The 23736-nt window shown below is 39.4% G+C and carries 24 protein-coding genes; 20 read left to right on the top strand and 4 right to left on the bottom strand.

Annotated elements, in window-relative coordinates; translation table 11 throughout:
* Positions 1 to 296: 296 nt before the first annotated feature.
* The 18 genes from NQ489_RS05350 to NQ489_RS05265 all read left to right on the top strand — a co-directional run bounded on the left by NQ489_RS05350 (position 297) and on the right by NQ489_RS05265 (position 17951).
* Positions 297 to 3347 (top strand): SrtB-anchored collagen-binding adhesin, encoded by a 3051-nt coding sequence (locus NQ489_RS05350; protein WP_044961484.1) that lies wholly within the window; start codon positions 297 to 299, stop codon positions 3345 to 3347.
* A gap of 235 nt (positions 3348 to 3582) precedes the next feature.
* Positions 3583 to 3909 (top strand): YdcP family protein, encoded by a 327-nt coding sequence (locus tag NQ489_RS05345; RefSeq protein WP_021651363.1) that lies wholly within the window; start codon positions 3583 to 3585, stop codon positions 3907 to 3909.
* Between the two features lie 15 nt (positions 3910 to 3924).
* Positions 3925 to 4308, top strand: a complete 384-nt coding sequence (locus NQ489_RS05340; protein WP_010723736.1) for a YdcP family protein — start codon at positions 3925 to 3927, stop codon at positions 4306 to 4308.
* A gap of 101 nt (positions 4309 to 4409) precedes the next feature.
* The gene (locus NQ489_RS05335) at positions 4410 to 5174 is read left to right on the top strand and encodes an MBL fold metallo-hydrolase (RefSeq protein WP_010723735.1); all 765 of its coding nucleotides are present in this window, start codon (positions 4410 to 4412) and stop codon (positions 5172 to 5174) included.
* Positions 5175 to 5272: 98 nt separating this feature from the next.
* A complete protein-coding gene (locus NQ489_RS05330) occupies positions 5273 to 6664 on the top strand; it encodes an FtsK/SpoIIIE domain-containing protein (protein WP_044961483.1) in 1392 nt (463 codons plus the stop codon).
* Complete coding sequence (locus NQ489_RS05325; RefSeq protein WP_025481229.1) at positions 6657 to 7148, top strand: hypothetical protein; 492 nt, start codon at positions 6657 to 6659, stop codon at positions 7146 to 7148. The genes NQ489_RS05330 and NQ489_RS05325 overlap by 8 nt, the downstream gene beginning before the upstream one ends.
* Positions 7149 to 7297: 149 nt before the next feature.
* Positions 7298 to 8494: a MobT family relaxase gene (mobT, locus tag NQ489_RS05320; protein ID WP_021651361.1), complete on the top strand. Its 1197-nt coding sequence runs from the start codon at positions 7298 to 7300 to the stop codon at positions 8492 to 8494.
* A 36-nt stretch (positions 8495 to 8530) separates the two neighbouring features.
* Positions 8531 to 8641, top strand: a complete 111-nt coding sequence (locus tag NQ489_RS05315; protein WP_442863930.1) for a DUF3789 domain-containing protein — start codon at positions 8531 to 8533, stop codon at positions 8639 to 8641.
* Between the two features lies 1 nt (position 8642).
* On the top strand, positions 8643 to 8864 hold the full coding sequence (locus NQ489_RS05310; protein ID WP_002323342.1) for a hypothetical protein: 222 nt from the start codon (positions 8643 to 8645) through the stop codon (positions 8862 to 8864).
* Positions 8865 to 8937: 73 nt separating this feature from the next.
* A complete protein-coding gene (locus tag NQ489_RS05305; protein WP_021651359.1) occupies positions 8938 to 9246 on the top strand; it encodes a hypothetical protein in 309 nt (102 codons plus the stop codon).
* 86 nt (positions 9247 to 9332) lie between these two features.
* Positions 9333 to 9629 (top strand): hypothetical protein, encoded by a 297-nt coding sequence (locus tag NQ489_RS05300; protein WP_021651358.1) that lies wholly within the window; start codon positions 9333 to 9335, stop codon positions 9627 to 9629.
* Positions 9548 to 10051 carry an antirestriction protein ArdA gene (locus NQ489_RS05295; RefSeq protein WP_021651357.1) on the top strand — a complete coding sequence of 168 codons (504 nt, stop codon included), beginning with the start codon at positions 9548 to 9550 and terminating at the stop codon, positions 10049 to 10051. The genes NQ489_RS05300 and NQ489_RS05295 overlap by 82 nt, the downstream gene beginning before the upstream one ends.
* Positions 10052 to 10068: 17 nt before the next feature.
* Positions 10069 to 10572, top strand: coding sequence for an antirestriction protein ArdA (locus NQ489_RS05290; RefSeq protein ID WP_002323345.1), 504 nt, complete (start codon positions 10069 to 10071; stop codon positions 10570 to 10572).
* Positions 10573 to 10681: 109 nt separating this feature from the next.
* Entirely contained in the window at positions 10682 to 11080 is a 399-nt protein-coding gene (locus NQ489_RS05285; RefSeq protein WP_004843362.1) for a conjugal transfer protein, read from the top strand.
* Positions 11058 to 13508 (top strand): ATP-binding protein, encoded by a 2451-nt coding sequence (locus tag NQ489_RS05280; protein ID WP_021651355.1) that lies wholly within the window; start codon positions 11058 to 11060, stop codon positions 13506 to 13508. The genes NQ489_RS05285 and NQ489_RS05280 overlap by 23 nt, the downstream gene beginning before the upstream one ends.
* Entirely contained in the window at positions 13508 to 15709 is a 2202-nt protein-coding gene (locus NQ489_RS05275) for a CD3337/EF1877 family mobilome membrane protein (RefSeq protein WP_021651354.1), read from the top strand. Before NQ489_RS05280 ends, NQ489_RS05275 begins: the two co-directional genes overlap by 1 nt.
* A complete protein-coding gene (locus NQ489_RS05270) occupies positions 15706 to 16713 on the top strand; it encodes a C40 family peptidase (protein WP_021651353.1) in 1008 nt (335 codons plus the stop codon). The genes NQ489_RS05275 and NQ489_RS05270 overlap by 4 nt, the downstream gene beginning before the upstream one ends.
* Positions 16714 to 17030: 317 nt before the next feature.
* A complete protein-coding gene (locus NQ489_RS05265; RefSeq protein WP_021651351.1) occupies positions 17031 to 17951 on the top strand; it encodes a conjugal transfer protein in 921 nt (306 codons plus the stop codon).
* Between the two features lie 32 nt (positions 17952 to 17983).
* Here the strand turns inward: NQ489_RS05265 and NQ489_RS05260 are convergent, their stop codons facing one another.
* The 4 genes from NQ489_RS05260 to NQ489_RS05245 form a co-directional block, all read right to left on the bottom strand.
* Positions 17984 to 19120 carry an amidase domain-containing protein gene (locus NQ489_RS05260; protein WP_032506566.1) on the bottom strand — a complete coding sequence of 379 codons (1137 nt, stop codon included), beginning with the start codon at positions 19118 to 19120 and terminating at the stop codon, positions 17984 to 17986.
* 11 nt (positions 19121 to 19131) lie between these two features.
* Complete coding sequence (locus NQ489_RS05255) at positions 19132 to 19785, bottom strand: ABC transporter ATP-binding protein (RefSeq protein ID WP_021651350.1); 654 nt, start codon at positions 19783 to 19785, stop codon at positions 19132 to 19134.
* Positions 19778 to 21784: a DUF6619 domain-containing protein gene (locus tag NQ489_RS05250; protein WP_021651349.1), complete on the bottom strand. Its 2007-nt coding sequence runs from the start codon at positions 21782 to 21784 to the stop codon at positions 19778 to 19780. The genes NQ489_RS05255 and NQ489_RS05250 overlap by 8 nt, the downstream gene beginning before the upstream one ends.
* A 115-nt stretch (positions 21785 to 21899) precedes the next feature.
* Positions 21900 to 22343, bottom strand: a complete 444-nt coding sequence (locus NQ489_RS05245; RefSeq protein WP_198013389.1) for a lactococcin 972 family bacteriocin — start codon at positions 22341 to 22343, stop codon at positions 21900 to 21902.
* A 636-nt stretch (positions 22344 to 22979) separates the two neighbouring features.
* Here NQ489_RS05245 and NQ489_RS05240 point away from each other — a divergent pair.
* Both NQ489_RS05240 and NQ489_RS05235 read left to right on the top strand, forming a co-directional pair.
* Positions 22980 to 23399 carry an RNA polymerase sigma factor gene (locus NQ489_RS05240; protein WP_032506568.1) on the top strand — a complete coding sequence of 140 codons (420 nt, stop codon included), beginning with the start codon at positions 22980 to 22982 and terminating at the stop codon, positions 23397 to 23399.
* Complete coding sequence (locus NQ489_RS05235) at positions 23400 to 23639, top strand: helix-turn-helix domain-containing protein (protein ID WP_021414330.1); 240 nt, start codon at positions 23400 to 23402, stop codon at positions 23637 to 23639.
* Positions 23640 to 23736: the final 97 nt, after the last annotated feature.

The following is a 23736-nucleotide window of genomic DNA, read 5'->3' as shown; positions in this document are numbered from 1 at the left end:
ATTTTTATTATTAAAACACAATAAAAATCTGATTATCCGCTAAAACACAGTATCTATCAGCATTTTCAAGGAAACAAACACATCAATTTACTACTTATTTACTACCATTGAATGAGCCTTGATACGCAAGTTTTCCTAGATATGCAAAGATATGGTACAGCACATCAGTATTGAAACAAGAAAAAATTGAATATTTCATAGACTATGGAACGCCTAACATGACGTTCCTTTTCTATTTTCAGCCGTTCATTATGGACGGCTATTTTATTACCCAAAATGAAAGGAGCATTAGACTTATGAAAAAGACATGGAAACGATTGTGTACGGGCTTCTTAGCTCTTGCAACTGTCGTTACTGCTTTACCGAGTACACCCGTTCATGCAGAAAGTAAGCAATACTGGACGGAAAGTGCAGAGCGGGTCGGTATCATTGAAAAAGTAATGAATGACGGTTCTATCGGTTCTACATTCAATGAGGGCATGATGAAAGTTGAGGGCGAAACTGCCTATTGTATTGACATCAATACAGATTTCAAAAATGGTTACAAGACCAGAGCTGACGCAAGCTCACGCATGAGTGCCGACCAGATTTCAGATGTGGCGTTATCCTTAGAGTATGTCAAACAGTATGGCGAAGCTCACAAGGAACTGAATTACAAGCAAGTCTATCTGTTGGAACAATGTGTTGTCTGGCAGAGATTGAGCGTACATCTTGGCTGGCAATGTGATAACGTGCGAGCTTCTTATGATGAAATTCCAAAGGCAACACAGGACGAAGTTTTCTCTGGTGCAAAAGCCTTTGTCAAAGAGAATAAAGGACGCTATGAATGTGGCGGTTATATCTACTCTGGCGAGGGGCAGGAATTAGGACAATTCTGGACGAAACTGAATGTCGGAAATGCGAAACTACAAAAGACTTCCAGTAATACCAGCATTACAAACGGTAACGGGAATTACTCTGTCGCTGGTGCAATCTACGGTGTCTTTTCTGATAAGGACTGCACGAAACAGCTTGCCACCCTTACGACTGATGAAAACGGAAATACAGATGTTGTAGAGGTAAAAGCAGGCACAGTCTATATCAAGGAATTATCCGCACCAGCAGGATATAAAGTAGATAAAACTGTATATTCCTTAAAGATTGAAGCTGGAAAGACAGCGACATTGAACGTATCTGATACGCCAAAAGTAACGGATACTTTGATTGAGCTTTTCAAGATTGACATGGAAACACAGAAAGACAATCCGCAAGGAAACGCTTCTCTAGCAGGTGCGGAATTTACATGGAAGTATTATGCAGGCTTCTATACTAAAGACAATCTCCCTGCCGAAGCTACTCGTACATGGGTTACAAAGACAATCGCTGAAACAGACAGCGACGGGACAACCCACTACATCACAAAATTAGCGGACGCATACAAGGTGTCTGGCGACAGCTTCTATATGCAAGACGGTAAAGCCGTTTTTCCACTTGGAACACTAACCGTTGAAGAAACGAAAGCTCCAAATGGCTACTTACTTGACGGTGCATATATGCAGGCTGGCGATAAGTCCGAACAGATTAAGGGCTTATATGTAACACAGATTACCGAGGACGGCGACCTTGCCGTATTATCTGGAAGTAACCAGTTTTCCGTTTCTGACAAGGTTATCCGTGGCGGTGTCAAAATTCAGAAACGAGATTTAGAAACGGGCGATACAAAGCCACAAGGAAGTGCCACTTTGAAAGATACTGCCTTTGACATCATTTCCTTAAATGATAATGCAGTATTGGTTGAGGGCAAGCTATACAAAAAAAATGAAGTGGTAAAGACAATTCGTACCGATATTGAGGGTGTCGCTTCTACTTCTGCCGACCTTTTACCTTATGGAAAGTTTCGTATCGTTGAAAGTGAAGCTCCAAACGGATATTTGACTGACGGTGCAAAACCGATTGATTTTACAATCACAGAAAATGGAAAAATTGTGGACTTAACCGACAAAGCCCATTCTATCTACAATCAGATTAAGCGTGGGGATATTGAGGGCGTGAAAATCGGTGCAGGCACACACAAGCGTCTTGCTGATGTTCCCTTTAGGATCACAAGCAAGACGACGGGCGAACATCATGTTGTGGTAACTGATGATAACGGGCAGTTCTCCACTTCTGCTGAATGGGCTTCTCATAAGCACAATACCAACGCAGGCAAGACCAGCGAGGACGGTATATGGTTTGGGACTTCTGAACCAGACGACAGCAAGGGTGCATTACCTTATGATACCTACATCATTGAAGAATTACGCTCTGACAGCAACAAGGGATTTGAACTTATCCCACCTTTTGAAATCGTGGTATCAAGAAATAACCTTGTGATTGATTTAGGGACTTTGACTGATGAATACGAAAAAGAAATCTCTATCCATACCACAGCGACCAGCAAGGACGGCGAAAAGACTATCCTTGCAGGAAAAGAGGTTACGATTGTTGATACCGTCAAATTGGACGGACTTACCAAAGGCACAAAATATCAGCTCAAAGGCTGGCAGATGTTAAAGGAAGAAAATACAGAGCTTATCATTGACGGGAAACGTGTGGAAAATGATTATACCTTTGTCGCTGATAAGGAAGAAATGAAAGTGGAAATTTCCTATACATTCAATGCGTCTGCTTTAGGTGGCAAGAACCTTGTTACCTTTGAAGAATTGTATGATTTGAGCAATCCAAAAGAACCTGTAAAAGTTGCGGAACACAAAGACATTGAGGACGACGGGCAGACGGTACTTATTACAGAGCGTATCATCAAAATTCATACGACTGCTACCGATAAGGACGGCAACAAAGAGCTTGAAGCTGGAAAAGAGGTAACAATCGTTGATACCGTAACCTTAGAGGGCTTAGAAGTCGGTACACAGTACAAACTTGTGGGCTGGCAGATGTTGAAAGAAGAAAATGCAGAGCTTCTTATCAATGGAAAACATGTGGAAAGTGATTATACGTTTACTGCTGACAGCGAAACTATGAAAGTGGAAGTTACCTTTACCTTTGACGCTACTTCCCTTGACGGCAAACAGCTGGTAACTTTTGAAGAATTATACGATTTAAGCAATCCAGACGAGCCGAAGAAAGTTACCGAGCATAAAGACATTGAGGACGAGGGACAGACGATTACCTTTAAGGAAAAACCAGAAGTCCCAGAAGAACCAGAGAAACCCGAAATACCGCAGACACCAGATACACCACATAAAACAAACAGTCCAAAAACTGGCGATAGTACTAACCTTTACGGACTGCTTGCACTTCTTATGACTTCTGGTGCTGGGCTGGCAGGTATTTTCTTCTATAAACGCCGTAAAATGAAGAAATCATAAGGCGGTAACAGTATGAGAAAAGGAAAATCACGTTCTCCGCCGATACCGTATCGGCAGACTTCCGCTTATTCTGGCTTGTCTGCCAACAACCTGCAAGAACACGGATAGTCAAGGGTGCGAAGCATTGATTTTCCCCTTTACTATCTGTGGGATTGTTGGTACTTTCCAAACCGCCAGAATAAGAAATCACAATCAAAAAACTTATCAAATATAGAAAGAAACGAGGTAAAACAATATGGAAATGAAATATGTCGTGCCAGATATGGCACAGTCTTTTGGAACTCTTGAATTTGCAGGCGAAAGCGAGCCTGTCTTTGAAAGGGATAAAAACAACCGCAAGGTTATAGCCAGACGAAGCTACAACCTTTATTCAGATGTACAGAAAGGCGAAAATGTTGTAGTGGAAATTCCCGTGCAGGCTGGCGAAAAGAAGTTCAAGTATGAACAGAAAGTAAAACTTGTCAATCCGAAGTTATACGGCAGAGGTTACGCAATCGGGGATATGGGACATACCGATTATGTGTTGCTTGCTGATGATATTGTAGCAGTTGAAGAAAAGTAAAGGAGTGAAGCATTTATGAGATTATCAAACGGATTTGTTATTGACAAAGAGAAAACATTTGGAGAATTAAAATTTACAGCGGTGCGTGATGTGTTCTTGCAGAATGAGGACGGGACACCGAGTACCCAGCTTAAAAAGCGTATCTATGATTTGAAGTGCAGTCTGCATGGTGGAATTATCCCCGTGTCTGTACCGCCAGAAGTACCGCTAAGGGAATTTCCGTACAATGCAGTTGTGGAGCTTGTCAATCCCGTAGCCGATACGGTATCAAGAAAGACGTTTGGTGGTGCAGATGTGGACTGGTATGTAAAGGCAGAGGATATTGTGTTGAAGAATAAAGGCAACCAGAACGCAGGCAATCCACAAAACCATGCACCGCAGGGACAACCGAAAAAATAGACTTGCTGAATAGATTTTCGTTGTAGAGGATATACGGAACTGTTATAATATGGGTATGAAGAAAGCGACAAATTAAAATTTTTAGGGAGTGAGAATAGTATATGGACAGTTGGTTTACCGTCGAACAAATAGACCAAGATACATTCGTCATCAGCGAATACAGACACTGGGAAGAAACACATTGTTATCTATTGTGTGGGACAAAAAGAGCCATTCTGATTGATACAGGTTTAGGTGTTTCCAACATCAGAGAGGTTATTGATGGATTGACGAAACTGCCCGTTACAGTAATCACTACTCATGTTCATTGGGATCATATCGGTGGACATAAATATTTTCGGTCTATTGCAGTTCATGAAGCAGAAAAAGAATGGCTATCGGTCAAATTCCCTATACCTTTGCAAGTGGTAAAAAACAATATTATGTGCAATCCATGTGATTTCCCCTCGGATTTTAATGTAGAGAAATATCAGATTTTTCAAGGGGTTCCGCAAATGATTTTACATGATGAAGATTGTATTGACTTAGGGAACAGAAAGTTGGTAGTTATTCACACGCCCGGTCATTCTCCCGGACATTGTTGTTTCTATGAAGCGGATAGAAAATATCTGTATTCCGGCGATTTGATATATAGCGGTTGCCTTGATGCTTTTTATCCATCAACAAACCCACAAGAATTTTGGAAGTCTGTTAGAAAAATTCAATCTTTAAAGATAAGTCGAATTTTGCCAGGACATCATCATTTATCTATTCCAGTTACTATAATTGACAAGATAGAGACAGCTTTTCACAACTTGTCAAATGAAGGGAAATTAAAACAAGGGAATGGTATTTTCAGCTATGAGGGGTTTCAAATCCATATCTGAAATGCAATCTTAGTTTTACAATTTTATATCCCTACACACAAAGCAGTTAGTCTTAGGATTGACTGCTTTTTTCATCCCCAGAAAGGAGTGATTGATTTATGCGTATGATTTGGAACAAAGGACACCGTATCAGAGCCAGCGACAAGCACCTTGTCTACCACTTCTCCATAGGAACGCTTCTGTTTATATTCGTGACGGTTCTCCTGTTACTGAATATGAAACAGCTCATGTGTACCGATTGGGAGCATTTCAGCTTGTTAGAGAACGGCTTGACGCTTTCCCCTTACAACTTCATAACCATAGGGATAGCGACTGGTGTTTGTGCATTGGTCGCTTTTCTGTATTACCGCTTCTGTTACGACGGTTTCAAGAAGCTCCTGCACCGTCAAAAGCTGGCAAGAATGATACTGGAAAATAAGTGGTATGAAGCCGATACCGTACAAGACAGCGGTTTTTTTACTGACCTGCAAAGCAGATCAAGGGAAAAAATCGTCTGGTTTCCGAAGATTTATTATCAAATGGAAAAGGGACTGCTTCATATCCGCTGTGAAATCACGCTGGGAAAATATCAAGACCAGCTTTTACGGTTAGAGGATAAGTTGGAAAGTGGTTTATATTGTGAGCTGACCGACAAGACTTTGCATGACGGCTATATCGAATATACCCTGCTTTATGATATGATAGCAAACCGCATTACCATTGATGAAGTACGGGCAGAAAACGGCTGTTTAAAGCTGATGAAAAATCTTGTCTGGGAATATGACGCACTCCCTCACGCTCTGATTGCTGGTGGAACTGGTGGCGGTAAAACCTATTTTCTGCTGACGCTCATTGAAGCCTTACTGCATACCAACGCTGTCCTTTACATCTTAGACCCGAAGAATAGCGACCTTGCGGACTTAGGAACGGTCATGCCAAACGTCTACCATACCAAAGAAGAAATGATAGATTGCGTCAATGCCTTTTATGAGGGCATGGTACAGCGAAGCGAGGAAATGAAACGACACCCGAACTATAAGACGGGTGAAAACTACGCCTATCTGGGACTGCCACCCTGCTTTCTTATCTTTGATGAATATGTGGCGTTTTTTGAAATGCTGGGGACGAAAGAAAGCGTGAGTTTACTTAGCCAGTTAAAGAAAATCGTTATGTTAGGGCGACAAGCAGGTTATTTCCTTATTGTTGCCTGCCAGCGTCCAGACGCAAAGTATTTCTCGGACGGTATCAGAGATAACTTCAATTTCCGTGTGGGATTGGGGCGTATCAGCGAATTAGGTTACGGTATGCTGTTCGGTTCTGATGTGAAAAAGCAGTTTTTCCAGAAGCGTATCAAGGGGCGTGGCTACTGTGATGTGGGAACAAGCGTCATCAGTGAATTTTACACGCCTTTAGTCCCGAAAGGACATGATTTTTTACAAACTATCGGCAGACTTGCACAAGAAAGACAAGCTATGCCAGAACAACAAGGAAAGGAAGATGTGATTGAATAAGGACACATTAAATATTTATCACGCACCCACAGAGAAAAATTACCTCTGTTTGTGCTTGAATACAGATATTTTTACAGCGGATTGCAGGAAATATATGTTAGATTGTTTCTTAAATTATTCTGTCAATCCAAATTTACGATTTCATTCAAGGATAGATAAAATCATTGATGATGTTATTCGTGAAAAAATCAACATTCCTCATAAGTTTAGAATGAGGTTGGAAAGCAGACATTGCATTGAAAGCAGGATAATTTATTTTCGATTTCGAGTTTTAGATAAGTCTTGTCTGCAATGTAATGTATTTCTTAAAGGACTGTCTGATGAAATGAAAGAAGCACTTTCAGATGAAAGAATAGATTTTGCGGTTCTCTATGAGGGCATACAAGGTTCACAGCAGGACACAGACACGGACGACAAGGACGGGTTTTGCGGTTCTCAACCGCAAGTTCCGTTCTTGGCGGACGGGGCTTGTCCCGTCCGCTGATTAAACCCCTCGGTATCTAACAGAGGGGTACGTTTGCAAATAGACAATAGACAAAAAACATAGGAAACATAAGGCTTCTGGTATGATTTCCTTGCAAAATTCAGTTGTGAAGTCGCCTTAAAAAACTTCACACTTTACAGATTGGGGGTATGGTTCTGAATGAAGAACAATGGATAAAAGAATTACGGGAGAAACGGATTGCTTACGGTATCTCACAAGGCAGGCTGGCGGTGGCTTCTGGTATCACAAGGGAATATCTCAACAAGATAGAAAGCGGAAAAATGAAGCCGTCAAAGGAACTTCTGGAAACTCTGCATAAAGAACTGGCAAGGTTCAATCCAGAAGCACCGCTTACCATGCTGTTTGATTATGTGAAAATTCGTTTTCCCACGCTGGATATACAGCACATCATCAAAGATATATTAAAACTGAATATCAATTATATGCTCCATGAAGATTACGGACGTTACAGTTATACGGAGCATTATTCATTAGGGGACATCTTTATCTATACGTCGGCTGACGAAGAAAAAGGTGTCCTTTTAGAGTTAAAGGGGCGAGGTTGCAGGCAGTTTGAAAGTTACCTGCTGGCACAGCAAAGAAGCTGGTATGACTTCCTCATGGACGCACTCATAGACGGGGGCGTGATGAAGCGTATCGACCTAGCTATCAACGACCATACGGGCATTTTGGATATTCCAGAGCTTGCGGAAAAATGCAGGAAACGGGAATATATCGGAAAGTCCAGAAGCTATAAGTTTTACCAGTCGGGCGAGCTTATCAAGCACAGAGAGGACGACAGAGAATATATGGGACGTACCCTTTATCTTGGTTCGCTGAAATCAGATGTGTATTTCTGTGTCTATGAAAAGGACTATGAGCAGTACGTCAAGCTGGGGACACCTCTGGAAGAAGCCGACATTATCAACCGTTTTGAGATACGGCTTAGAAATGAACGAGCCTATTATGCAGTACGAGATTTGCTGACGTATTATGACGCAGAACAGACCGCCTTTTCTATCATCAACCAGTATGTGCGGTTTGTTGATGAAGAACCAGACAAGCGAAAAAATGACTGGAAACTCAATGACCGCTGGGCTTGGTTTATCGGCGATAACAGACAGAGCTTGAAGCTGACGACAAAGCCAGAGCCTTACACCTTAGACCGCACATTGCGGTGGGTACAACGGCAGGTAGCACCGACCTTGAAAATGCTGAAAAAGATTGATAAGGGAAACGGTACAGACTACATGGAAACAATCGAACAGCAGGCAAAGCTCACAGAAAAGCATGAAATGATAATCAAACAGCAGACGACCCCTGCAAAAGATTTGGTGGAAAGTTAGGAGTGATAAAAAATGTGGGTATTATTAAAAGACTTCCTGCTGGTATCTATGGGAATGGGTATCGGCGTAGTCTTGATGTGTATTTTGAATGTCGGCAAAGAAGCTGACTATGAAATGAAACAATTAAAAGAAAGCGAGGACAAATAACATGAATTTCGGGCAAAATTTGTATCAATGGTTTTTATCAAACGCACAGAGCTTAGTGCTTATGGCGATTGTGGTTATCGGTATCTACTTAGGGTTCAAACGTGAGTTTTCCAAACTTATCGGTTTCTTGGTAGTTGCCTTGATTGCTGTTGGCTTGGTGTTCAATGCTGGCGGTGTGAAAGATGTACTGTTAGAGCTGTTCAACAAGATTATCGGTGCATAAATTTTTATTGTGATGTTGTTAATTGGGTGATATAATATGGATGTAAAAATACAACTTTAGGAAGCGATATGTTATGTTAGGATTTAGTATAATGATGTGGTTTGTTTCTGCTATCCTTATATTCGTGAGTATTTCTTTATTAAAGGGAAATTACTCTTTTGTTCATGGTAAAGTATTTGATACTACTGATAACAAAAAAGAATATGCAAAAGAATTAGGAAAACCTGTTTTATTCGTAGGGATTGGTATTTTAGTATCTGGGGTAATTGCGATTATAGTAAAAAATCATTCTATTCCTACCGCAGTTTTTTTCTTGGCAATTATAGCTGGTATTGCTGGACTATGGCTACACAAAATACAAAAAAACTTCCGAAAATTTTAGTTTCCAAATTTATATTTATATGCAAAGCAGTTGGTCTTAGGATTGACTGCTTTTTTCTTACCAAAATTTCAGATTGGAGTGATGAAATGAACGATATTTTTAAGGATATGCAGGCAAACGTTGGCTGTGAATACATTTCCGACCTGCCCTCTTACAAGCGTAAGGTGTGGCATGAAATGAAACGGCTGAACCCTGCCGATTATGAAGCAATACAGTTAGAAGATTTTTCAAAGTATGTGTTTGGTATGCCGTACCAGACCTTAAAAGATGTGATGAAACAACAGAAAGGACGTGAGGAACAATGCAGGAAACAAGGGTGCTGGTGGAAACGAGAGGAACAACTGACGAAGAAACAATATCATACTGGTTTGAACTGCCGATAGATATTGCCGAGTTTGAAGAAAAGTTAGGTGTCGGTGCAGAAAGTGGGGATTACCGCATTATCGAAAAGGTACTGCCCTTTGCTGATGAAGTCCACGAACATACAAGCGTGTATCAGCTCAACGAATTAGATTTTATGTACCGCCAGCTTTCAAGCGATATGCAGGAAGAATATGTATCACTACTTACTATATATGAAAATTTAGAAGCACTTTATATTTGCAGGAACGTGATTATGGTTTATCCCGACTGTAAAAGCATGATAGACGTTGCAAGGCAAAAGCTGATGAACGACCCGACATTTAAGCATTTATCCGAGGACTGTCAAGAATACTATTTTGACTTTGAAGCCTACGCTTCTCACTTGCAGGAACACGGGAAATTTTTAGTAACGGAACACGGTATCTTTGAACTGCCAGAGTAGGAAATGAGGTGGTGCTTATGATTGATGATATGGCGGTTTACATTGCTAATCTTGGCAAATACAATGAGGGCTATTTAGTCGGTGCTTGGTTCACGTTTCCTATTGACGAGGAAGATGTGAAAGAAAAAATCGGCTTAAATGAACAATATGAGGAATATGCTATCCATGATACCGACAACTTCCCTATTGCGATTGGAGAGTATGTTTCCATTGAAGAACTCAATGAAATGTATGAAATGATAGAGGAACTTCCCGACTATATCGTAGAGTGTCTGGACGAATTTATCAGCCACTACGGGACGCTGGAAGAAGTCGTGGAACACAAGGACGATATTTATTATTATCCCGACTGTGAAACCATGACAGACGTTGCCTATTACTACATAGACGAATTGCAGGCACTAGGGGATATTCCACCCAGCTTACAGAACTACATTGACTATGAAGCCTATGGGCGAGATTTGGATATGGGTGGTTGCTTTATTGAAACAAGCCGAGGTATGTGCGAGATACCATACTAACGCTGGAAGATCAGCGACAAGCATTGTTGCTACTGACAGCGTATTTCTCTTTTAAGGGACAGTCTGAAACATGGCTGTCCTTTTCTATTTTGAAAGGAGCTGAAAGAATTTGAAAAAGATTAAATCTTATACGGGTATCTGGAACGTGGAAAAAGTTTTGTATGCAATCAATGACTTTAACTTACCCTTTCCCGTTACCTTTACACAGATTACATGGTTTGTGATTACGGAATTTATCATCATTCTGTTTGGGGATATTCCCCCACTTTCCATGATTGAGGGAGCGTTTCTCAAATACTTCGGTATTCCCGTTGCTCTCACTTGGTTTATGTCGCAGAAAACCTTTGACGGAAAGAAGCCGTACAGCTTTTTGAAATCACAGATAACCTATGCCCTGCGACCTAAAATCACTTATGCAGGAAAAGCCGTAAAACTGCATAAGCAGACCTTGAATGAAACAATCACGGCAGTAAGGAGTGTGAACTATGTTCCCGATAAAATATATTGACAATAACCTTGTCTGGAACAAGGACAATGAGGTGTTCGCCTACTATGAGCTGATACCGTATAACTATTCTTTCTTATCCGCAGAGCAGAAATTTATCGTGCATGACAGCTTTCGACAGCTTATCGCACAGTCCCGTGAGGGTAAAATTCATGCGTTGCAGATTGCCACAGAAAGCTCCATAAGAAGTATGCAGGAGCAGTCAAAGAAACTGGTAACGGGAAAATTAAAGGAAGTTGCCTATCAGAAGATAGACGAACAGACCGAAGCGTTAGTATCTATGATTGGGGACAATCAAGTGGACTACCGCTTTTTTCTTGGCTTTAAGCTCATGGTTACGGAAGAACAGCTCAATCTGAAGAACATCAAAAAATCGGCGTGGCTGACGTTCACGGAATTTCTCCATGAAGTGAACCACACGCTGATGAATGATTTTGTTTCCATGCCGAATGATGAAATCAACCGTTACATGAAAATGGAAAAGTTACTGGAAAATAAAATCTCCCGTCGCTTTAAGGTGCGTCGCTTGGAAATCAATGATTTTGGGTATCTCATGGAACATCTTTACGGCAGGGACGGTATTGCCTATGAAGATTATGAGTACCAGCTACCAAAGAAGAAATTGAACAAAGAAACGCTGATAAAATACTACGACCTTATCCGTCCGACAAGGTGTGTGATTGAGGAAAGCCAGCGGTATTTACTATTGGAACATGAGGACAAGGAAAGCTATGTGTCCTATTTTACCGTCAATGCGATTGTAGGCGAGCTTGATTTTCCGTCGTCTGAAATCTTCTATTTCCAGCAACAGCAATTCACATTCCCCGTTGATACTTCTATGAATGTAGAAATCGTGGAGAACAGAAAGGCTCTTACCACAGTAAGAAATAAGAAAAAGGAATTGAAAGACCTTGACAATCACGCTTATCAAGCAGGAAGTGAAACCAGCTCAAATGTGGTGGACGCATTAGACAGCGTGGACGAGCTGGAAACCGATTTAGACCAGAGCAAAGAAAGTATGTATAAGTTAAGCTACGTGATACGGGTGTCTGCACCCGATCTTGACGAGCTGAAACGCCGTTGTGATGAAGTCAAGGACTTTTACGATGACTTCAATGTAAAGCTGGTGCGCCCTGCTGGGGATATGCTGGGGCTTCATTCTGAATTTCTTCCTGCCAGCAAGCGATATATCAATGACTATGTGCAGTATGTAAAATCAGACTTCTTGGCAGGGCTTGGCTTTGGAGCGACCCAGCAGTTAGGGGAAACTACGGGTATCTATATGGGCTATTCCGTTGATACGGGAAGAAATGTGTACCTGCAACCGTCTTTAGCTTCGCAGGGCGTAAAAGGCACAGTTACAAATGCCCTTGCTTCTGCTTTTGTCGGTTCGCTTGGCGGTGGAAAGTCGTTCTGCAACAATCTTCTTGTGTATTATTCGGTGTTGTTTGGGGGACAAGCGGTTATCTTAGACCCAAAATCAGAGCGTGGCAACTGGAAAGAAACACTTCCAGAAATCGCCCATGAAATCAATATCGTAAATCTTACCAGCGACAAGGACAATGCAGGACTTCTTGACCCATTCGTGATTATGAAGAATGTTAAGGACGCTGAAAGTCTGGCAATCGACATCTTGACATTCCTTACGGGTATTTCCTCTAGGGACGGCGAAAAATTCCCCGTACTTCGTAAAGCGGTTCGTTCCGTTACCCAGAGCGACAGTCGGGGCTTGCTCCATGTGATAGACGAGCTACGCAGTGAAGATACGCCCATATCAAGAAATATTGCAGACCATATCGACAGCTTCACGGACTACGACTTTGCACATCTGCTGTTTTCAGACGGTACGGTGGAAAATGCAATCAGCCTTGATAACCAGCTCAATATCATTCAAGTAGCAGACCTTGTGTTGCCAGATAAAGATACCACTTTTGAGGAATACACGACCATTGAATTGTTGTCGGTGTCTATGCTGATTGTGATTAGCACCTTTGCCCTTGATTTTATCCATTCGGACAGAAGTATTTTTAAGATTGTAGATTTGGACGAAGCATGGGCGTTCTTAAATGTGGCACAAGGCGAAACCTTATCAAATAAGCTGGTTCGTGCTGGGCGAGCTATGCAGGCAGGCGTTTATTTTGTTACACAATCTTCTGGCGACGTGTCAAAAGAAAGTCTGAAAAACAATATCGGCTTGAAATTTGCCTTTCGTTCTACTGACATTAACGAGATAAAGCAGACCTTAGAGTTTTTCGGTATCGACAAGGACGACGAGAACAACCAGAAACGCTTGCGTGATTTGGAGAACGGACAATGCTTATTGCAGGACTTATACGGGCGTGTCGGCGTGGTGCAGATACACCCCGTCTTTGAAGAACTGCTACACGCCTTTGATACCAGACCGCCCGTACAGAGAAATGAGGTGGAGTGATGAAAGAAAGGATAAAAGGTGCGTTCACAAAAAAGAAGATTTTCCACTTTCTCCAAATGGCTCTGTTCGTGGTGGCACTCTCCCTTATCCTGCTTTCACTTTTGGGGACGGTGGCTCATGCGACGGGACTTGTAGACGATACCATAAACGAAGAAAATCTTTACTCAAAATATCCGCTGTCGAATTATCAGCTTGATTTTTATGTAGATAATAGCTGGTCGTGGCTTCCGTGGAACTGGCTGGACGGTATCGGAAAATCGGTGCAGTACGGGCTTTACTGTATCACTAATTTTGTCTGGACGATAAGCCTTTATTTAAGCAATGCCACGGGCTATGTAGTGCAGGAAGCCTATAAGCTGGACTTCATCAACGATATGGCAGACAGTATCGGAAAAAGCATACAGACCCTTGCAGGCGTAACACAGAACGGTTTTTCCAGCTCTGGCTTTTATGTTGGTTTCCTGCTTCTCATTATCTTAGTGGTGGGACTTTATGTTGCCTATACGGGACTTATCAAACGGGAAACCAGCAAGGCACTTCACGCCGTTATCAACTTTGTAGTGGTGTTCGTACTGTCCGCTTCGTTTATCGCCTATGCTCCCGATTACATCAAGAAGATAAATGAATTTTCATCAGACATCAGTACCGCTTCACTTGATTTGGGAACAAAAATCATGCTCCCCAACTCTGACAGCGAGGGCAAGGACAGCGTAGACTTGATACGGGACAGCTTATTTTCTATTCAAGTGGAACAGCCGTGGCTACTCTTACAATTCGGGAACAGCAACGCAGAAGAAATCGGGGCAGACCGTGTGGTCGCTCTTGTATCGGCAAGTCCAGAGGACGAGGACGGGAAAACCAGAGAGGAAGTCGTGAAAACAGAAATCGAGGACAACGACAACAACAATCTGACGATACCGCAGGTGGTAAACCGTTTAGGTATGGTGTTTTTCCTCTTGTTCTTTAACTTAGGTATCACGATATTTGTATTCTTGCTTACGGGCATGATGTTGTTTAGCCAGATACTTTTTATTATCTTTGCAATGTTTTTACCTATCAGCTTTTTACTTTCCATGATACCGAGCTATGAAAGCATGGCAAAGCAGGCAATCGTAAGGGTGTTTAATACCATAATGACACGGGCAGGCATAACGCTCATTGTAACGGTGGCGTTCAGCATTTCCAGTATGTTTTATAACATCTCCAAAGATTACCCGTTCTTTATGGTAGCGTTCTTGCAGATAGTATGTTTCGCTGGTATCTACATGAAGCTGGGCGATTTAATGAGTATGTTCTCTTTGAACGCTAATGACAGTCAAAGCATGGGACGAAGAATTTTCCGCAGACCGTATCTGTTTATGCGACATAGGGCTAGGCGTATGGAACACCGTATTGCAAGGGCGGTAAGTGCTGGCGGTATTTCGGGCGGTGTGGCTGGTGCGGTGGCTGGAAGTGCCGTTGCTAATAAACGAGCTGAAAGAAAAAATACAGCTTCTAAAGAAAATCGGGGCAATACCACTTCCAGCATGGGACAGCGTGCAGGCTCAAAGGTGGGTGCTGTCTTAGATACGAAAAATAAAGTGAAAGACAAAGCAAACGCTGTCAAAGAAAACATCAAGGATATGCCGACACAGACCGCTTATGCGGTGTATTCCGCAAAGGAAAAGGCAAAGTCCAGCGTGTCCGACTTCAAGCGTGGCATGGTGCAGGAACAGCAGTCCAGACAGACGGGACGATTGGAAAAGCAGGAACAGCACAAGAAAAATATCGCTGACAAGCGTATGGAGCTTCAAAAGGCACAAGAAGCAAGGCAGGCACAGCGAAAGGCTGACGGATCAGCGACAACGGGAGCTACCCGTCCCCATGAGCGACCAGCCACAGCTTCAAAGCCGAGTGCGGAAAAAACGCAGGAAGTCAAACGTCCTGCCACAGCGACTACTTCAAAAGCAAGTGAGCCAGTCAAGACAAATGTTATCAAAGAGCGTCCGTTATCTTCTGGTGCTTCTGATAGAAAAGCGACCCAGCCTACACAAACAGTACATAGGCAGAATGTAGAAAAAGTGGTATCGCAGGAAACACGCCAGAATTACACAAAAGACCGCAGGACAAAGGTTCAGCAGACCCAGAACATCCAGAAGAACCAGCAGACCACAGAGAAAACCCGTAACCTTGTAACGAAGAAAGGACAGAAGAAAAAATGAAACTGAAACATATCGCTCTCATTGGCAGTCTGTTTCCTATCCTCTTTTCTCTGGTGCTTTTCTTTGGTGTCCTCATTAGTGCGGACAGCGACGACGAGAACAGCAACTTTTCTTCCGGCATTACGGGTATGAATTTATCCGCAGAAGTCTTGAAACATCAGCCTATGGTGGAAAAATACGCCAGAGAATACGGTATTTCCGAATATATCAATGTGCTATTGGCTATCATTCAAGTAGAAAGTGGCGGTACGGCAGAAGATGTTATGCAGAGTTCAGAAAGTCTTGGTTTACCGCCTAATTCCTTAGATACGGAAAGCTCAATCAAGCAGGGGTGTAAGTATTTTGCGTCCCTGCTTTCTTCCTGTAAAAATCAAGGTATCGAGGATTTGAATGTAGCGATACAGTCCTATAACTATGGCGGTGGCTATGTGGGATATGTGGCAGGAAAGGGAAAGAAACACACCTTTAACCTTGCAGAGAGCTTCGCCCGTGAGAAATCGGGTGGAAAGAAAGTAACCTACACCAACCCGATAGCCGTTGCGAAGAACGGGGGTTGGCGGTATCAGTATGGCAATCAATTTTACGTCGAATTAGTCAATCAGTATTTAACTGTTCCGCAGGTATCGGGAGAGCTGGCACAAAAGGTAATGAATGAAGCGTTAAAATATCAAGGCTGGAAATATGTGTATGGAGGTAGCAATCCCAACACTTCTTTTGACTGTTCGGGGCTGACGCAATGGTGCTATGGAAAAGCTGGTATCTCCTTACCGAGAACGGCACAAGCACAGTATGACGCTACCCAACATCTGCCACTCTCGCAGGCAAAGGCTGGGGACTTGGTATTTTTCCATTCTACCTATAACGCTGGAAGTTATGTAACACACGTCGGTATTCTTGTTTCGCCGACACAGATGTACCACGCAGGAAATCCGATAGGATATGCAGATTTGAGTAGTAGTTACTGGCAACAGCACTTAATCGGTGCAGGACGAGTAAAACAATAGAAAGTGTCTAAAAATAATTAAGTTTGACAATATGAGAATAAAGTACGACATTTTCATAAAAAAGTGTGACAATATTTATCACAACGAATGGCTGATAAAAAAGTATGACAACCACAAAGCAAAAATCATAAAAAAGCCTGACAATATCAGGATAAATACCATAGGTGGCAATGTCATAAATCAGAACGTGGAATCGTCACGCTGACCAGCTTGGAGTGCAGAGCATTTCAGGCTTTTCTATTGTCAAACTATTTTATCACAAAGGCACTTGTAAATGTAAGACTTTATTATGAAAGGACAGAAAGGACTTGAAAAATATGTTTAAGAAGAATGAGAAACAGACAGAAACTATCAAAGAACCAAAAGAAAAAAAGGTGCGTACTGTCAAGGTAGGCACACATAAGAAAACCGTGATTGCGTTGTGGGTGGTGCTTATCGCAAGCGTGAGCTTTGGGATATATAAGAACTTTACCGCTATCGACCAGCACACCACGCATGAGGTAGAAACCATACAGCTACGCCTTAACGATACCAACGGGATAGAAAATTTCGTGAAGAATTTCTGCAAATCCTATTATACATGGAGCAACAGTAAGGAAGCTATCGAAGCAAGGACACAGGCAATCAGCCGTTATCTGACAAAGGAATTGCAGGACTTGAATGTTGATACTATCCGTACTGACATTCCGACCAGCTCCACGGTTACAGACGTGATTATCTGGGATATAGAACAGTCTGGGGAGAACGCTTTTACTGCTACCTACGAAGTAGATCAGCAGATAAAAGAGGGCGACCAGACAAGGAACGTATCAGAAACCTATACCGTGAAAGTCCATGTAGACGCTGACGGGGATATGGTAATCATACAGAACCCTACCCTCGCTCCTGCTATGGAAAAATCCAGTTATGAACCAAAGGCACAGGAAGCCGACAACAGTGTGGACGCTGACACTGTAAATGACGCTACGGCATTTCTGGAAACATTCTTCAAGCTGTACCCTACCGCTACAGAAACGGAGCTTGCTTATTATGTAGAGGGAAATGCCCTTGAACCGATAAATGGGGACTATCTCTATTCCGAGCTTGGCAATCCCGTGTTTACAAAGGACGGGGGCAATGTGAAAGTCAAGGTATCTGTGAAGTTCATTGACAATCAGACAAAGGCGGCGCAGGTATCACAGTATGAATTAACACTTTATAAGGATAGTAACTGGAAAATATTATCCAATAATAAATAAAAAATGAAAGGAGCAAAAGCTCCTTTCGTATTTTATTTTATTGGTGCTTTATCCATTTCATATCCATATATTTTATAATCTTGACTATATAGATTTGCTAAAGAAAAATAATCTCCTGTAGGTAAAAATTCACTTCTATCAATACTGTGTTGTGTCAACAATTTAGATTCATTTGTGTTGTTAATATTGGAAGTTATAATTGCAGTATGGTCTATATCTCCATCTTTGGTAAAGTCTACTGAAATTACATCTCCTGCTGTAAGTAAATCTGATGTTTTTGCTATACCAGCTCTGGATTCCCAATGCTGATAAAAATTATTAGCTCCACCCCATGTATGTGATGGCTTTCCATTATCATAATACCAGTTTTTAGATTGTCTATGTGGTAAAATCAATCCTGATTTTCTATATTGAAAACCACCATAACTTAAACATTGTGAAACAAAATTTGTACAGTCGCTCCAACCTCTTCTTATTGCAGACTGTCCCTCTGCATTTTCATCTAAATCATTGTAATCATTAGAATTAAGGTCTTGCTTATAATAATTAGCATAATATGGAAAATCTGTATTATTTGTTCTATTCCACCATTGCTTTGCATATTGAGTAGCTTTATTAGAAGAGTACCCATTTGATTCTCTATTATCACTAGGAGTTATTTTGTTAGATAATTCAGTTGAACTCTTACTTATTGGTAATAACAATTCAAGTTCTTCAGAATTAAATTCTTTTTCTTTTAAACAAGAAATGATTTTTTTATTAGACTCTGCATTTTCATAAATATCTATAAATTCTGCAAATTCCGCTAGTTTATCATTAAGTTCCTTATTAGTAGAAGTTGGTATAGCATAACCTTTAATATATTGTTGAAATTCATAGTTATCTAAATCCGCTACAATACCTAGTGCACTAGCTTTTTCTGCTATGTAGTTATACGCTTCTTTATACTTAATAAGAGCTTCTTCTTTAGTGATTGTTGTTTCAGGAAACAAATTGATTTCCATTCCTTGATATGTAAATTCATTGAATAATCTATATTCATTATTATAGAACATAGAGCTCTCTATACATTCTTGTAAATCACTTGGATTTTGACTACTTGCATAAACAGGACTACCTAATGTAGTAATGATAGTTGTAATCAATAAAACTGAAAACATTTTTTTCATAATCATTACTCCTAATTTCTATTTTTATTTAAACTTATGACTTTATTACATTCACTAACAAGCCTATCATCATGTGTAGCTAAAATAACGATTGCCCCATTTGAAGCACATTCTTTTAATAAGCTAATCACGATTTGTCTATTTTCAGAATCAAGAGAAGCAGTAGGCTCATCAGCATAGATAATAGAAGCATTTTTTAATATTGCCCTTGCTATACCTATGCGTTGCTTTTCTCCACCAGAGAGTACGATTGCTAGTTCAGAATCTCTACCATTTAAACCAACTTTATCTAATATGTTTTTCACAGCTTTACTTTTAGCTTTTGACTTATCTAATGTAATGTTATATGCTACAGTTTCATCTTCGATAATTCCATAATCTTGATAAATAAATGTCGCATATTTATGCCAAAATTTCGTTTTATCCTTATCGTTCCACTTTGAAGTATCTTTGCCATTTATCAAAATAGAACCACTTTCTATTGGCTGTATTAAACCTAAACAATTTAATAATGTCGTTTTTCCACACCCAGAAGAACCTGTGAGAGCTACCATATCTCCACTATTCATTGTGTCTGTGATATTTGAGAAAATGCGTTTTCCTTTGATTACAACGCTTATACTATTCATTTTAATTTCCATTTTTACACCCCATTTTTTACTCATTTCTTGTTGCTACTTTGTAAAATGCTTGTCTAGTACATATATGATAAGCAACAAAATTACTCAAGCAATATAAAATCAAAATAATAACGCTCACTGATAAAACTGTAATAATTTCTGGTCGTCTTATAACAAAAGAAATTACTGCTCCAATGATTACCGTGATTATCGCAATAAATGATTCATGCACAAAGGTTTGCATTATTATTTCTTTGTATGATTTTCCGAATGTATGTAACGTAAATATTCGTTTTCTGTTTTCGCTTACCCATAACTGTGCGGTAAGAATACCTGCAAAAATCATAGATACAAAAATTAGAATACAAGCTATCACATAGAATACAGCTTCTTTTGCAAATTTTTGAGCTTGTGATAAAGCAACATCAGCAATAGTATCTATCGAAACAACGTAATCTTTTACAGGTGTTTTTGCTAATTCAGTTCTCAATAAATTTTCATCTGGAAAAACAACATTACCACTTGAACAAGCAGGTAACATAAAACCTAATGTATTTAATGATTGTACTGGATTATTCACTAATATAACTAATGGATTTTTAGCTTGTATAGTGCTTCCACCATAGCCAACATTTGGCGGTAAAGCCAAAAATTTATCTCCGCTAAATTCATAGAAGTTAATTCCGCTAGGCTGGATTTCTTCTGTCTTAGTCCATAAAGGCATTTGAACATTTATAAAGTCCTGTAGTGGTTTATCTAAATCGTTCAATTTAATTTTATTCAATTCTCCACCACTTTTATTTTCTTCTATTCCAATATCAAAAGAATCAACCCATGATTTATCAGTAACTATTATGTGGTCGTAACCACCGTATTCTTCCTCACTTAATTGTATAGATTTATCAATAGATAAAGATAAGGATAAATTATCGTTATCTGCCATATTTGCAAAAAAATCATCAACATATGGCAACATTTTATCTGTACTTAATGAATCTAAATCGCTGAAAGATATACTTACAATGCTTTGCATATTTTCCCATAAAGAATACTCATTAGATAACTGCTGTAAAATGTAAGCAGATGTTATGGTGCTTGGTACTATCAAAAGAGCTAATATTATTGACATAATTCTAGTGCCAATACTGAGCATTCTGAATTTTTTGAAAGGAATTTCTCTTTTCGCAAGATGTTCTGTTTTTGGTTTGACAATCATTGAAATACCGAAACTAATCAATGCTGAAATAACAACCAATACCAATAGTGTTATAATATCCTTAGATAACAATAATGTAATTTGTTTAAAATCATTAGTAATTCCAATATATACCCAAAATGCTATGAGTGAAATTAAATAACTGGATATAAACATTTTTGATAGTGTTAATGTATCTTCAATATGAATTTTTTTAATGTCTACTCCACTCAATAATCTTATACTTCTTCCTTTTGAGTGTGAAATAAACCATGTCAATAATACTGAAATGAATAATAATAATACTGTTAAAATAACATTTCCAACACCATTATGAACTAAATTGTAATACAAACTTTTTATAAACGATACTTTTCTCAACCATTGAATAGTAATTCCGTTATCATTAGCCCAGTTTTCTATATCCTGTTTAAAATTCTGATTTCCCTTTACTGCATAATTTCCATATAAAGGTCTATTACCAATATCTTTAGATGAAATTAACTTTCCCTCTAAACTTGAATCTAACCATTTAATATTATCATTATCAATAATAATGTCAGAACTTTTTGGTTTCTCATCTCCAAAGTAAATGATGTCTTTTTTATTTTTATATTCATCACTAGGAATAACAACTTTTACTAAAGTAGCATTGTGCTTATTCGTGATATTATCTAACTCTGAAATAAGTTGTTCTTTCGTAGTACCAGTTTCAGCAATATTTAATACAAGTTGTTCTGTTGTACCTAAAGGTAATTGCTGTTGGTCATTCATTAAATTCTGAAAGATCATAATGAATGAAAATAAAGCTAAAATAAAACTAATCAATCTAATGCCATGTTTATTCATAAAAATATCAACTCCATTATCCTATTTATTAAATAAAATAGGCTTCGATGACAAGCACCGAAGCCTAAAATCTAATTTGTCATTTAAGCTATCAAACAATAAATATGATACTTAACTAACAAACACGATAGAAATACTGGTCATTAGAATCAGATTGAATAGCCCATAATTCAGCGATAGATTTCTTACCTGATGCAGTATTTACTGAACGTGATGTCTTACCATTCAACTTAACTGTTGAACCATGACATCTATTAACTGTGTAGTAAGAACGAACTTTAGCATTCCAGAAACCGTATTGCCATGTTCCACCTTCACTTGGATATTGGTACAATGGTCCATATGCCAACCAACAAGTTTCAACTCCTTCTGGATTACCACCAATCATACCTTCAGTCCATGTGCCATTTTCGTCCTCGTAAGTTGTCTTTACGATTCCATTTTGTGCGTCCTTGTCGCCTGTGTCATTCGTCGCTGCCATTACTGGCGTAGCTAACATCATTGAAGCTACCATGCTCACAGCTGCTAGTTTAGTGAATAAAGACTTTTTGTTTAACATGACCATTCCTCCTTTTGGCTCCTTTCAGCTACTTTATTCTACACCTTTATGATAGTCCTAAACCACTGAATTGTCAATATCTAACAATATGAAATTATAAAAAAAATAAACGCTTTCATAAAATGACGAATTTTGTCAATTTAATGCTTTAATTATATAAATAATGCACAAGCATTTGTTAAAAATTCTACAATCTTAAAGTGATTATAACTATCTATCAAAGCATAGAATCAAATAGAAAAATATTTTATATTTATATTATTTTTTCATTTCGACTGTTTTCGCTCAATTTTTTTGATGTGATAGATTATAATTTTAATGTAATATGTATCGTTTATATTTTTTTACAGGAGATTGGTTACAAATGGGAAAACATATTTTAATTGTACACTAAATAAAGTTATTGATAATGATACAAACTTTCATTTTTATAGTTGTTTTAATATCCCAAAAATTTTAATAAATACTTTTAAAATTGTCCGCTACAACAATTTGTTTTGTACGGACTTTTTTCATGCTCAAAAACTTTTTTTCACTTTTTTTGAAATTAGGTTAGCAAATCACACCTGCCTGTACAGTGTTGGTGCGGAAAGGGGGATAAAGATTCTCCGCTTTGTGCAGGGAGGAGGTGTGAACATGAAACCGACTTCTTTTGAAAACGCAATTCGCTTACAGTTCGATACGCTAATGAAAAAAGTTATTGACGGAATCATAAAGAATTATGAAAAAGAATTAGACCGACGGTCTAATCGTGAAATCCCGTTTTGTGAACTACCAAAAATTGTGGTTAATTCCTTTCCTGTTTTTGATGATTACGAACTTGATGTAACTATTTTTGATGTGTATGGAATGGAAGCCCGAGTATCGGGTAATGAACTATGTAAAGCGTTACAACAGTTACCAGAGAGAAAAAGAAATAATCTCTTAATGTTCTATTTTCTTGACATGAGTGATACAGAAATTGCAGAACTTCAGCATATCTCAAGAGCTGGTGTATTTAAAAATCGTCAAGTCGCTTTACATAATATGAAAAAAATTTTACAGGAGGAAAAGTAGATGGGAAAAGCTGTTGCAAAATGCCCTCCTTACCGTTTAATTGCTTCTGTAGCAGACGGGGACGAAAAAGCAATAGAAAAAATGCTTCAATTCTATGACGCTTACCTTTCAAAGTGTTGTCTTCGTCCTTTGTATGATGAATACGGAAATCTTTATATTGCTGTTGATATGGAACTGAAAGGACGTATTCGTGAAGCAATGATAAAGAAAATGAGAGCATTTGAAGTAAACATTAAATAATGATTATATCGGGATATGATTTGCCAAAACCCTCTTTCCTGTCCCGATTTAAAGATTTGTCAATCTATAAAAATCTGTTGACTACGACAGATTTTTA

Origin of the sequence: Blautia sp. KLE_1732_HM_1032, from assembly GCF_025147905.1 — a bacterium.
Classification (GTDB): Bacteria; Bacillota; Clostridia; order Lachnospirales; family Lachnospiraceae; genus Blautia_A; species Blautia_A fusiformis.
The sequence above is the reverse complement of the archived record's forward strand: the minus strand, read 5'-3'. Positions and strand labels throughout refer to the sequence as shown.